This is a genomic window from Peiella sedimenti (assembly GCF_030504955.1).
GTDB classification, from domain to species: Bacteria; Pseudomonadota; Alphaproteobacteria; order Caulobacterales; family Caulobacteraceae; genus Brevundimonas; species Brevundimonas sedimenti.
This window is the reverse complement of sequence record NZ_JAUKTR010000001.1, coordinates 690,886-702,264: the sequence shown is the minus strand read 5'-3', so window position 1 is coordinate 702,264 and position 11,379 is coordinate 690,886. Positions and strand designations below refer to the sequence as shown.

Annotated in this window: 12 protein-coding genes; 8 read left to right on the top strand and 4 right to left on the bottom strand. The window is 71.0% G+C overall.

The genetic code is table 11. The annotated features are described in order from the left end of the window. The first annotated feature begins 65 nt into the window (after positions 1-65). Positions 66-878 (top strand): uracil-DNA glycosylase, encoded by an 813-nt coding sequence (locus Q0812_RS03645; RefSeq protein ID WP_302108929.1) that lies wholly within the window; start codon positions 66-68, stop codon positions 876-878. Between the two features lie 93 nt (positions 879-971). Then, positions 972-2,558: a lytic transglycosylase domain-containing protein gene (locus Q0812_RS03640; RefSeq protein ID WP_302108928.1), complete on the top strand. Its 1,587-nt coding sequence runs from the start codon at positions 972-974 to the stop codon at positions 2,556-2,558. Here the strand turns inward: Q0812_RS03640 and Q0812_RS03635 are convergent. After that, on the bottom strand, positions 2,555-2,776 hold the full coding sequence (locus Q0812_RS03635; RefSeq protein WP_302108927.1) for a hypothetical protein: 222 nt from the start codon (positions 2,774-2,776) through the stop codon (positions 2,555-2,557). The genes Q0812_RS03640 and Q0812_RS03635 overlap by 4 nt on opposite strands. Positions 2,777-2,833: 57 nt before the next feature. Then, complete coding sequence (locus Q0812_RS03630) at positions 2,834-3,874, bottom strand: DNA adenine methylase (RefSeq protein ID WP_302108926.1); 1,041 nt, start codon at positions 3,872-3,874, stop codon at positions 2,834-2,836. Between the two features lie 86 nt (positions 3,875-3,960). Here Q0812_RS03630 and Q0812_RS03625 point away from each other — a divergent pair, with 86 nt between their 5' ends. After that, positions 3,961-5,037 (top strand): site-specific DNA-methyltransferase, encoded by a 1,077-nt coding sequence (locus tag Q0812_RS03625; RefSeq protein WP_302108925.1) that lies wholly within the window; start codon positions 3,961-3,963, stop codon positions 5,035-5,037. Here Q0812_RS03625 and Q0812_RS03620 read toward each other — a convergent pair. Beyond that, positions 5,018-5,233, bottom strand: coding sequence for a hypothetical protein (locus Q0812_RS03620; RefSeq protein ID WP_302108924.1), 216 nt, complete (start codon positions 5,231-5,233; stop codon positions 5,018-5,020). The genes Q0812_RS03625 and Q0812_RS03620 overlap by 20 nt on opposite strands. A 104-nt stretch (positions 5,234-5,337) precedes the next feature. Between Q0812_RS03620 and Q0812_RS03615 the strand changes: the two genes are divergently transcribed. The 5 genes from Q0812_RS03615 (at position 5,338) to lexA (ending at position 9,073) form a co-directional block, all read left to right on the top strand. Continuing rightward, on the top strand, positions 5,338-5,928 hold the full coding sequence (locus tag Q0812_RS03615; protein ID WP_302108923.1) for an anthranilate synthase component II: 591 nt from the start codon (positions 5,338-5,340) through the stop codon (positions 5,926-5,928). Next, entirely contained in the window at positions 5,921-6,937 is a 1,017-nt protein-coding gene (trpD, locus tag Q0812_RS03610) for an anthranilate phosphoribosyltransferase (protein ID WP_302108922.1), read from the top strand. Before Q0812_RS03615 ends, trpD begins: the two co-directional genes overlap by 8 nt. After that, positions 6,934-7,722 (top strand): indole-3-glycerol phosphate synthase TrpC, encoded by a 789-nt coding sequence (trpC, locus tag Q0812_RS03605; RefSeq protein ID WP_302108921.1) that lies wholly within the window; start codon positions 6,934-6,936, stop codon positions 7,720-7,722. Before trpD ends, trpC begins: the two co-directional genes overlap by 4 nt. Positions 7,723-7,769: 47 nt before the next feature. Beyond that, positions 7,770-8,294 (top strand): DUF6580 family putative transport protein, encoded by a 525-nt coding sequence (locus Q0812_RS03600; RefSeq protein ID WP_302108920.1) that lies wholly within the window; start codon positions 7,770-7,772, stop codon positions 8,292-8,294. A gap of 74 nt (positions 8,295-8,368) precedes the next feature. After that, a complete protein-coding gene (gene lexA, locus Q0812_RS03595; RefSeq protein WP_302108919.1) occupies positions 8,369-9,073 on the top strand; it encodes a transcriptional repressor LexA in 705 nt (234 codons plus the stop codon). Positions 9,074-9,236: 163 nt separating this feature from the next. On the opposite strand, the gene Q0812_RS03590 is transcribed toward lexA, so the two are convergent. Continuing rightward, positions 9,237-11,375 carry a ComEC/Rec2 family competence protein gene (locus Q0812_RS03590; protein WP_302108918.1) on the bottom strand — a complete coding sequence of 713 codons (2,139 nt, stop codon included), beginning with the start codon at positions 11,373-11,375 and terminating at the stop codon, positions 9,237-9,239. Positions 11,376-11,379: the final 4 nt, after the last annotated feature.

Genomic DNA, 11,379 nt, shown 5'->3' with positions numbered 1-11,379 from the left:
GGCCGCGCGGCGCAAAGGCTTTATCGGAAGGTGACGCGCGGCCGGTCAAGGACTATCCCATGGGCATGCTCGCCGCTTCGGCCCACGACCGCGCCCTTGAGAGCCTGCTCGCCTTCTGGCGCGATGCAGGCGTGGACGCCTGTCTTGAGGAAGCGCCGGTGGACCGCCGGCTCCAGGCGCCCCAGCCCAAGGCGGTGGTCGCCGCCCTCCGGGCCGCGGCCGCAGCCGGGACCGGCGCTGGCGATGAGCGTATCGATCTGTCCCACGCCGTCGCCCTGGCGCGCGAAGCCGCCCAGGCGGCCGAGACGCTGGAACAACTGAAGGAGGCCGTCGCGGCCTTCGACGGCTGCGCTCTGAAGCGCTCTGGGGCGCGTCAGGCCGTGTTCTCGCGGGGGCGTCCGGACGCCCCGCTGCTTGTCATCGGAGAGGCGCCCGGCGCAGATGAGGACGCGCGCGGCGAGCCCTTTGTCGGACGCGCCGGAAAACTGCTCGACCGTATGCTCGAGGCGGCGGGCCTGCTGGACAAGGCCCTGATCACCAATACGGTCTACTGGCGCCCGCCCGGCAACGCCACGCCCTCCCCCGGCGACCAGGCCATCTGCGCCCCGTTCGTCGAACGCACGGCTCAGCTGGTGCGACCCAAGGCGGTGCTGCTGGTCGGGGCGGCGGCCGCCCGGTCGGTTCTGAAGACCACCGACGGCATCCTCAAGGTTCGGGGAAACTGGGGAAGCTGGCGCATCGATGGCGAGCTGGAGCTGCCGGTCATGCCCACGCTGCACCCCGCCTTCCTGCTACGCCAGCCCGCCGCGAAGGGGCGCGCCTGGAGCGACATTTTGACTCTGGCCGCCCGGCTTGGCGCAGGCGGACCCGGCGAATAGGCTCCGCTCCTGATCGAGGGGCCGGCCCTAACGACGTGTCAGCGAAGGGCGGCGCGCGGCTTGCACGGCCGCGAGGGTTCGAGGGACGACAGTATGGATTTGGTACGGCGCTTCTGGGGGGCGGCCTGTGCGCTTCTGATTCTGCTGCTGGCGGCCGCGCCCGCCGCCGCCCGTGCGCCTGAAGTCCTGTCGTCTTCCAACCGCGACGCCTATCGCGCCGCCTTCGCCGCCGCCGCGGCCGGCGACTTCGCCGCCTATGACGCCGCGGCGGGACGGATCACCGACCCGATCCTCATGGGGCCGCTGACCTTCGAAAAGCTGTTCCACCGCAACTATGTCTCAACCTACGAGGAGCTGGTCGCCTGGCTTGAACAGTATGGCGACGAGCCCCGCGCCGGCCGCGTCTACCGTCTGGCCCTGCGTAAGCAGCCCGAGGGGGCGCCGCCCCCGCCTCGGCCCGAGCGGCTGGGTCCGGACGGCGAGCCCCTCGAAGGTCCCCGCGCCGCGCGCGAGGCGCTGAACGCCGACGATTTCACCCGCGCCTATCAGCTGGCGGTCGAACGCGGCGAGCAGTGGGTGGCGGGCCTGGCCGCCTACCGCATGGGCTCGGCGGGTACGGCGCTCTATCATTTCCGCCGCGTGGCCGATGACCCGACCGAGGACATCTGGGTCCGGGCCGGCGGGGCCTTCTGGGGCGCGCGCACCGCTCTGGCCACGGGCCGGCCGGAAGAGGCCAACGCCCTGCTCGAGACGGCCGCCCGCTGGCCCAACACCTTCTACGGACAGCTGGCCCTTGCCAGGTTGGGCCGTGAACCCGAGATCATCGGCCTGGGGCCTCGCGCCTACGATAGTCTGCGCCCGCCGCCGGTCGCCCGCCGCGCGCCGCCCAACGTGGACCTGGACGCCTTCGTGCGCGGCGAACCCCGCGCCCGCTACGCCATCGCCCTCATGGAGGTCGGCCGCCGGGTCGAGGCCGCCAACATGATCCGCCGGGGCCTGCGCACCGCCACCGACGAACGCGACATCAATCGCTGGATCGCCCTGGCCATAGATCTGGGCCCCCTGGTGACGACGCCGGAAAGCACCTTCATCGACGCCGCCGACTATCCCATGCCGGACCTTCAGCCCCAGGGCGGCTTCACCGTGGATCGCGCCCTCGTCTACGCCTTGGCCCGCAAGGAAAGCCGCTTCGATCCCTCGACGGTCAGCTCTGCGGGCGCCTACGGCCTGATGCAGGTGATGCCGACGACGGCGGCGGAGATCGACCGCGATCCCGGCCTGGCGCGAGAGCCGCGCAGACTTCTTGAGCCGGCGCTGAACCTGCGCCTCGGCCAGACCTATCTCAACCGCATGCTGGCCTGGCCCGAGTTCGAGCGCGATCTGCTGCGCAGCGTCGCCTCCTACAACGCCGGCCCCGCGCCGATGCTGCAGACCCTGCGCCGTCTGCCGCCCGATGCGGACGCCCTTCTGCTGATTGAGACCCTACCGATCCCGCAGGCGCGCCAGTACGTGGAAGAGGTGGCCGCGGCCTACTGGATCTACCAGCGGCTGCTGGGCCAGCGGCCGGACTCGCTGGCGCTCATCGCCGAAGGCGCGCGCACCGCCGTCGTGCCGGCTCCGCCGCCGCCGCCGGCCGAGCTACCCGCCCAGCCGGTCGAGATAGCGGCCATAACGCCCTAAAGCTGCAGCCAAAGCCCGGTCAGGGCGCCGCCGAGGGCGAAGATCACGCCGCCCAGCACGGCCATGACCCCGTCAAAGGCCTCGTCCCTATCCCAGACGCTGGCCTGCTGAGCCGGGGAGGTCTCGGCCGTCGCCGGCGCCGGGCGGTCGAAGCCGCTCCAGCTCTGGACTTCCTCATAGGCCTGCCAACCTTCGGCTCGGTCCACATAAGCACGCATGGCCGTTCCTCCTTCGGCGGGTAAGAACGGCCCCGGACTCTGGCGGTTCCGAATAGTCTAGGCGGCCAGCCTGGGCTCCAGCGCGGGGTCCAGAGCGATGAACAGCCGCTCCACATTGGTCAGTCGCCCGACCCGCCCCACCTTCTCGCCCTTGGGATTGTGGATGCCGATGCGCGCGCCGACGTAGCGGCTGTGAGGCAGCTCCACCACGCGTACGGCGCGCCCGGTAGCCAGCAGGATGCGCTCCATGTCCTCCCGCGTGACGAAACCCTCGTCGTTGAAGGAGACGATCAGGCGCGGCGCGCTCAGCTCGCCGATCACCCGCTCCAGCGCCGGCAGAATGCCCTTGCGGCTGTTGAAGGCGCTCTTGCGCTCCCGCACGTCCAGCCGCTTGCGCGCCACGCCATAGACTTCGGGCTTGTCCCAGCGCACCAGGCTCTCCCAGACGTGGTAGTTCCCCAGGTACGAGTGCTGGTTATAGGGCGGGTCCAGATAGACCAGGTCCGCTTCCACCTCGGCGGCCACGGCCTCGGCGTCCGCACAGGTCGCCAGGCAGCGGGCCCCGACCCCCGGGGCCATCTCGGGCAGGCGCAACTCCAGCGGCTTCAGGGCCCGGGGCGCCCACCGCTTCATGAAGGCCATCTGCACACCGGCCGTGGAGTCCACACGGTCCGCCGCCCGGATCAGGCTGGCCAGTGCGATCGCCTCAAGCTCCGGCTCCAGCGCCAGAGCCGCGATGCGTTCGCGCATGGCGTCGATGCGGGCCCCGTTCTCCGGCGTGAAGAAGCGCGCCTCCTCGCAGAAGGTGCGGGTGAACCAGCCCGGCTCGGGCTTCAGCGCCGACAGCTCGGCCAGGACCTTTGCCGCGGGGGCCGACCACCGCTCCTTATCCGCCTGCACCAGGGCCGTCGCCAGCACGTGCGCAAAGGCGTTGTGGTCATTGGCGTGAACCTGATGCCCCAGCGCCTTCAGGGCATGCCCCACGCGGGCCGACCCGCTGAACAGATCACAGACACGGCCCTGCTCCGGCAGGATCTGCCCCACCACCGACATCAGCGGGGCGATCAGCGCGCGTTTGGAGCCGATGTACTTGATCAAGACCGCCAGAATCCCTTCGGAATCAACCCGACCTTAACCGTGTTGCCGCTCAGAGTCCTTTTTCCGGAGTTGGGGAAGGCTCATCCATGACCGTCGCGACCGACGTGATCCTCATCGGCGACTGCATCGAGCGGCTGAAGAGCCTGCCGGACCGTTCGGTCGACCTCATCTTCGCCGACCCTCCCTACAACCTCCAGCTGGGCGGCGACCTGCTGCGCCCCGACAACTCCAAGGTCGACGCCGTCGACGACGAGTGGGACCAGTTCGAGAGCTTCGCCGCCTACGACGCCTTTACCCGCGAGTGGCTGGCTGAATGCCGCCGCGTGCTCAAGGACGAGGGCACGATCTGGGTGATCGGCAGCTATCACAACATCTTCCGCCTGGGCGTGGCGGTTCAGGACCTCGGCTTCTGGGTGCTGAACGACATCATCTGGCGCAAGTCGAACCCGATGCCGAACTTCAAGGGCACGCGCTTCACCAATGCGCACGAGACCCTGATCTGGGCGGCCAAGGGGCGCGGCCAGACCCGCTACACCTTCAACTACGACGCGCTGAAGGCCTTCAACGAGGACGTCCAGATGCGCTCGGACTGGACGCTGGCCCTGTGCACCGGCGAGGAGCGCCTCAAGGACGAGGCCGGCAAGAAGGCCCACCCGACGCAAAAGCCCGAGGCCCTGCTGCACCGCATCCTGCTGGCCGCCTCAAGGCCGGGCGACGTGGTGCTGGATCCCTTCTTCGGCTCGGGCACCACCGGCGCGGTGGCGCGCAAGATGGGCCGCCGCTGGATCGGCATCGAGCGCGACGAGACCTACGCCCGCCTGGCCCAGAAGCGCATCGACAAGGTCAAGCCGCTGAACCCTGAGGACCTCACCGTGATGGGCTCCAAGCGCGCCGAGCCGCGCGTGCCCTTCGGCGCCCTGGTCGAGGCCGGCCTTTTGCGCCCCGGAGACCGCCTGTTCTGCCCCAAGGGAGAGCGCGAGGCCCGCGTCCGCGCCGACGGCAGCCTGGCCTATGGCGAGATCACCGGCTCGATTCACAAGGTCGGCGCCCTGCTCGAGAACGCCCCGGCCTGCAACGGCTGGACCTACTGGCGCTTCAAGTCAGACCAGGGGCTGAAGCCCATCGACCACCTGCGCGCCGAGATCAGGGCTGGGATGCAGTAGCCTCCGCCGCCGGCTGCACCCGCACGTCGAAGCCCGGCCCCATGACGACGGCCCCGGCCAGCAAGGTCGCGCCCATGGCCGCCAGCAGAGTGGCGCCGAACAGGCCGATCAGACCGTCCGCCCCCTTCGGCCGATCGCTTAACAGCGCCCGGGCCTGATCCACGACGCTGGCGATCTGCGTAGCGGCTTCGGTCATGGATCGGCTCCCCTCCTGGAATCTGCCCAAAGGGTGGCCGCGTCATGGTTAACGAGGTCTTTCCCGGTCGCCTTCGCGCCGCCGCCTGTGCTTAAGAAGCGCCCATGATCCTGGTCATCGATAACTACGACAGCTTCACCTACAACCTCGTCCACTACCTGGCCGAGTTGGGGGCCAGGACGCATGTCGCGCGCAACGACGCCCTCAGCGTGGATGAGGCCCTGGCGCTTCAGCCCCGGGGCGTGCTGCTGTCGCCCGGGCCGTGCGCGCCCGACCAGGCGGGGATCTGCCTTGAATTGATCCAGCGGGCGCCCGAGACCCTGCCCATTTTCGGCGTCTGCCTGGGACATCAGGCCATCGGCCAGATCTTCGGCGGAACGGTGGTGCGGGCCCAGACCCTGATGCACGGGAAGACCAGCCCTATCCATCATGAAGGGCAAAGCGTCTTCAGGGGCTTGCCCTCGCCCTTCACGGCGACGCGCTATCACAGCCTGGCCGTGCGCCGGTCCGACCTGCCCGACGTGCTCAAGGTCACGGCCTGGACCGAGGACGGCGAGATCATGGGCCTGGCCCACGTCAGCCGGCCCATCCACGGCGTGCAGTTCCACCCGGAATCGGTGGCGACCGAACACGGGCACGACCTCTTGGCCAACTTCCTCGACCTGGCGGGCGTGAAGCGGTCGGCTCATGTCTGAACAGGACTTCCGCCCCCTGCTGGCCCGGCTGGCCGACGGCGCGACCCTGACCGAGGCCGACGCCGAAACGTTCTTCGAGGCCTGCCTCGACGGCCGCGCCACCGATGCCCAGCTGGCCGCCGCCCTGACCGCCATCCGCCTGCGCGGGGAAACGGTGGGCGAGCTGGCCGCCTGCGCCCGCGTGCTGCGCCGCGCCTCGCTGAAGCTGGAAGGCGCTGCCGACGCCATCGATCTGTGCGGGACCGGCGGCGACGGCCAGCACACGCTGAACATCTCCACGGCCGCGGCGCTCGTCGTGGCGGGCGCCGGCGTTCGCGTGGCCAAGCATGGCGGCAAGGCGGCCACGTCGAAATCCGGCTCCTCGGACGTGCTGTCCGAGCTCGGCGTCGATCTTCAGGCCGGGCCCGAGGCTGAAAAGCGCGCGCTCGACCAGGCGGGCGTCTGCTTCATGTTCGCCCCCGCCCATCACCCCGCCCTGGCCCGGGCCGTCCCGGTCCGGACCCAGCTGGGGTTTCGCACCCTGTTCAATCTGCTGGGACCGCTGATCAGCCCGGCCAGCGTCGAGCGTCAGGTCATCGGCGTGCCCACGCCCCGGCACCTCGATCTGGTGGCCGGCGCCCTGCAGCGGCTGGGGGCGAAGCGGGCCTGGGTCGTGCATGGCGACGGGCTGGACGAACTGACCACAACCGGGCCGACCGACATCGTCGAGCTGCGCGACGGCGCGCTGCGGCGCTTCCGCATTACGCCACAGGCCGTGGGTCTCGCGCCCGCCACGATAGAAGACCTGCGCGGCGGCGACCCGGCGCACAACGCCGTCGCCATCCGCCGCCTGCTGGACGGGGCGACCGGCCCCTATCGCGATGTGGTGCTGTTGAACGCGGCCGCAGGCCTGCTGGTGGCCGAGCGCGTCGAGACCCTGGCCGAGGGCATCGCCCTGGGCGCCGCCGCCATCGATGAGGGCCGCGCGCGTCAGGCCCTGGACCGTCTGGTTGAGAACCAGGCGTCATGAGCGACATCCTCTCGCGGATCGCCGAGGCCAAGCGCGCCCACGTGGCGGCTCGCAAGGCGGAGGTCTCCCAGGCCGGGATCGAGGCCCGCGCCGCCGCCGCCTCGCCGCCGCGCGGTTTCCGCGCCGCCCTTGAGCGCGCCGCCGCGCCGGGGCGCCTGGCCCTCATCGCCGAGATCAAGAAGGCCAGCCCGTCCAAGGGGCTGATCCGGGCCGATTTCGATCCTCCCGCCCTGGCGCGCGCCTACGAGGCGGGCGGAGCCGCCTGCCTGTCGGTGCTGACGGACGAGCCGGGCTTTCAGGGGCGTGACGAGTATCTCGTCGCGGCGCGCGGGGCGGTCGGCCTACCCTGCCTGCGCAAGGACTTCCTGGTCGATCTGTGGCAGGTGGCCGAGAGCCGCGCCCTGGGCGCCGACGCCATCCTGGTCATCCTGGCCATGGTGGACGACGCCCTGGCCGCCGATCTCATGAGCGAAGCCCGGCGCCTCGGCATGGACGCCCTGGTCGAGGTCCACGACGAGGCCGAGATGGAACGCGCGGGCCGGCTGGGAGCGGATCTGATCGGGATCAACAACCGAAACCTGCGCGATTTCCATGTTGACCTCGCCGTGACCGAGCGGCTGGCGCCCCTGTCGCCGCAGGGCGCCCTGCTGGTGACGGAAAGCGGCCTGTTCGCACCCGCGGACGCCGCCCGCATGGCCGCCGCCGGCGCCCGGGCCATGCTGGTCGGTGAAAGCCTGATGCGTCAGGCCGACGTCGCCGCCGCCACGCGGGCCCTCCTTGCATGAGAAGACCGAAGGGGATTCAATCCCCGCCGCTGAAGAGGATTCGCGCCATGCCCAAGGCTCGCCTGGCCGCGCTCACCGCGCTGGTTCTGACCGCCGCCCTGCTGCGGATCGTGCCGCATCCGCCGAACTTCGCGCCGGTGATGGCCATGGGCCTGTTCGCCGGCGCCCTCTTCCCCAACCGCTGGCTGGCCGTCGCCGCGCCGCTGGTCGCCCTGCTGATAAGCGACCTAGTGCTCGGCTTCTATGCGGAGATGTGGGCCATCTACGCCACCCTGGCCCTGGTCACGACGCTGGGCTTCCTGCTGCGCGAGGGGCGCACGCCCCGCCGCATCGCCGGCGTCACCCTGGCCGGGTCGGTGATCTTCTTCGCCTTGACCAACTTCGCCACCTGGGCCTTGGGGACCATGTATCCCCACACGGTCGAGGGGCTGGCGGCCTGCTATGCGGCGGCGATTCCCTTCTTCGCCAACTCCCTGGCGGGCGACGCCCTGTTCGCCGCCCTGCTGTTTGGGGGCTTCACCCTTCTGGAGCGCGGCTTCCCCGTGCTGCGGAGCCAACCTGCGGCGGCGTGAAGCCGTTCATTGACAATTAACCGGAACACTCGCAGAACATCGGCTCAGGTTCACGACTTGTTCCGAGGATTCGGATGCTCACGCGCAAACAGCACGAACTGCTCATGTTTATCCATGAGCGGATCAAGGAGACCGGTGTCTCTCCGTCCTTCGACGAAATGAAGGAGGCGCTGGATCTGGCGTCCAAGTCCGGCATCCATCGCCTGATCACCGCGCTTGAGGAACGGGGCTTTCTGCGCCGCCTGCCCCATCGGGCCCGTGCGCTGGAGGTGACGCGCCTGCCTGAACAGGCCACCGCCGCCGCTCCGGCCCGGGGCCGCGCGCCCTTCCAGCCCCAGGTGATCGAAGGCGCGCGCAAGCTGCCCTCGGCGCCGGCGTCAGACGCCGCCAACGACGTGCGCGAACTGCCCCTGCTGGGCAAGATCGCCGCCGGCACGCCCATCGCCGCCATCCAGCACGAGCGCGAGCGCCTGCCGGTGCCCGAGGCCCTGCTGGGCGCGGGCGAGCACTACCTGCTCGAGATCTCGGGCGACTCCATGATCGACGCCGGCATCCTCGACGGCGACATGGTCATCATCCGCAAGGCCGATACGGCCTCGTCCGGCGAGATCGTCGTCGCCCTGGTCGAGGGTGAGGAAGCCACGCTCAAGCGCCTGCGCCGCAAGGGCGCCTCCATCGCGCTCGAGCCCGCCAACCCCCGCTATGAGACCCGCATCTTCGGGCCTGATCAGGTCGAGGTGCAGGGCAAGCTGGTCGGCCTGTTCCGCCGGTATCACTAGGTCCCAGCCGTCTCCTCCCTATGGCGCAGCCATGGGGAGATGGATGCGAGCCGCAGGCGAGCAGACCGAGGGGAAATTTCTCGCTCAATCACCCGCGCCAGCATCCCTTTCCCCTTCCACCGCGTTCGGCGCCCCCCCTCCCGCCTGGCGCCAGGGAGGAGACTTAAGTCCACGGCCTGTCGCCCTGCGCATCGCGCGTCCAGCGCGCGGCCCAACCGCCGCCCGAGCGCCATAGCTCGACGGCGCCGCCGCGCCTGAAATCCTCCGCATCCAGCACCAGCCGGCGCTCGCAGGCCGGCGGCAGGCTCGGCACGACCGCGCGCACCGCCACCACCTCGGCGGCGCACAGTTGGGCCAGGGCCTCGGCGTCGGGGGCCCGGCGGCCGAACCAGACGGCGACTGACGGCCGCCCCTCCCTCAGGCACCAGAAGCGACGGCAGGCCGCATCGCTGTCCTCGGCCAGGGTCAGCCCCATGCGCTTGGCCCAAAGGTCCGCGCCGAAGCGTCCGGCTCGGCTGCGCACGGCCATGGCCTGACCCGGCGCCGTGCGGATCACGGCGTTGGTCCCGCCGTCGGCCAGCCACAGGTTGGGCGGCTCGGGCCTGGGCCACCAGATCACCGCCAGCGCCAGCGGCAGGCCCGCCCAGCGCAGTCGTCCGCGCCATAGGCAGATGATCAGAATGCCCAGAAACGCGACCGGCAGGGCCAGGGGCGGCGCGCTGGGGACCAGGCGCACCGCGCCCGGCAGGCGCGAGGTCCAGTGTCCGATGGCCAGCATGGCGTCCACCGACCATCCCGCCACCGCCAGGATAAGATCGCCCAGCAGCGTGCCGGACAGCACGCTGCCCAGGGCCAGGGCGGGCATCATCACGAAGCTGGACAGCGGGGCCACGGCCAGATTGGCTCCCAGCCCGAACACCGCCACGCGATTGAAGTGCTGCATGGCGAAAGGGCCGGTCGCTAGACCCGCCACGAAGCTGGCCGCCAGCGCCCCTGCGATCCAGGCGCCCGCCCCCTGAACCGCTCGGATGAGCCAGGGCGCGCTGATCTCGCGCACCCGCGCCGGCCAGGCCTCGGCCAACGCCACCAGGGCGGCCGTGGCCGCGAACGACATCTGAAAGCCGGGCTGGACGATGCTCTCGGGCCGGCGCAGCAGCACGATCAGCGCCGCCAGGGCCAGGGCGTTCATGCTGACGGCCCGACGGTCCAGAAGGATGGCGGCGAACGCCACCCAGGCGACGATGGCGGCCCGCTCCGCCGGCGGCGGCCCGCCTGAGACCACAAGATAGAGCCCCACGGCGCCCGCCCCGAACAGGGCCGCGGCCTTCTTGCCGTGGATGCGCAAGGCCAGCCACGGCCAGGCCGCGATGGCCAGTCGCGCCGCGAAGAAGGCGAAGCCGCCGACGATGGCCATATGCAGGCCCGAGATCGACAGGATGTGCGCCAGGCCCGAGTCGCGCATGGCCTGTTCGTCCGCCTCGCTGATCCAGGCCTCGTGCCCCGTGACCATGGCGGCGGCGATGGAGCCGGCCTGGGGCGACATGGCCCCCTGCACCCGCTCGGCCAGGCGCAGGCGCCAGGCGTTCACGGCCATCTTCGCCCGCAGGCCGAGCGGCGGCGGCGCCAGCCCCAGCACATGCTGCGGCCGCCCGAAGGCGATGACCGTGCCGCCCAGGCTCTGGAAATAGGCGTTGCGGCCAAAGTCATAGGCGTGGGGCGCGGCGGGCGGCGGCGGCGGGCTGAGCAGACCGCGCAGGCGGATCGCCGTCCCTGGCCTCGGCGCGGGCACGGTCAGGTTGACCCGCAACCGCTCGGGGGTCGCCTCAGCGGCCAGTCCGCTGACCCGGATGGGCGCCACCAGGATGCGCGGCCCGCGTGTGCCCGGCGACTCCACGTCCAGGACCCAGGCCTCCAGCGTGACCGCGCCGGCCTGCTCCGGCGCGACCGGCGCATCGACCGCCTGCTGGCGCAGCTTGGCCGCCAGGAACCCGCCTGACAGGGCCAGCATCAGCACCGCGGCCCACATGGCCGCCGGCGCCCAGCGCCGCACCGCCCAAAGCGCCCCGGCCGCCACGACCACCGGCGCCCAGGCCAGCCAGGCGGGCGGCTCGCTCTTCAGGGCGAAATAGGCCGCGCAGCCCAGCCCCAGGAACACGGGGGTCCACAGCCGCCAGCGGTCGGCCTGGGCCTCCACCTGAGCTGCGATCCAGCTCCGCCACGCCGGGGTGGGCTTGCGGCCGCCTTGCGCTATAGAGGCGACGCCGTCATCGCCCCCCAGGAAGGCTCCTGTGTCCGTCGTCACCCGT

Bases quoted from the DNA above. Each gene is read 5' to 3' on its own strand.
- Q0812_RS03645 (WP_302108929.1), top strand. From the start codon at position 66: ATGCTCGCCGCTTCGGCCCACGACCGCGCCCTTGAGAGCCTGCTCGCC.
- Q0812_RS03640 (WP_302108928.1), top strand. From the start codon at position 972: ATGGATTTGGTACGGCGCTTCTGGGGGGCGGCCTGTGCGCTTCTGATT.
- Q0812_RS03635 (WP_302108927.1), bottom strand. From the start codon at position 2,776: ATGCGTGCTTATGTGGACCGAGCCGAAGGTTGGCAGGCCTATGAGGAA.
- Q0812_RS03625 (WP_302108925.1), top strand. From the start codon at position 3,961: ATGACCGTCGCGACCGACGTGATCCTCATCGGCGACTGCATCGAGCGG.
- Q0812_RS03620 (WP_302108924.1), bottom strand. From the start codon at position 5,233: ATGACCGAAGCCGCTACGCAGATCGCCAGCGTCGTGGATCAGGCCCGG.
- Q0812_RS03615 (WP_302108923.1), top strand. From the start codon at position 5,338: ATGATCCTGGTCATCGATAACTACGACAGCTTCACCTACAACCTCGTC.
- trpD (WP_302108922.1), top strand. From the start codon at position 5,921: ATGTCTGAACAGGACTTCCGCCCCCTGCTGGCCCGGCTGGCCGACGGC.
- trpC (WP_302108921.1), top strand. From the start codon at position 6,934: ATGAGCGACATCCTCTCGCGGATCGCCGAGGCCAAGCGCGCCCACGTG.
- Q0812_RS03600 (WP_302108920.1), top strand. From the start codon at position 7,770: ATGCCCAAGGCTCGCCTGGCCGCGCTCACCGCGCTGGTTCTGACCGCC.
- lexA (WP_302108919.1), top strand. From the start codon at position 8,369: ATGCTCACGCGCAAACAGCACGAACTGCTCATGTTTATCCATGAGCGG.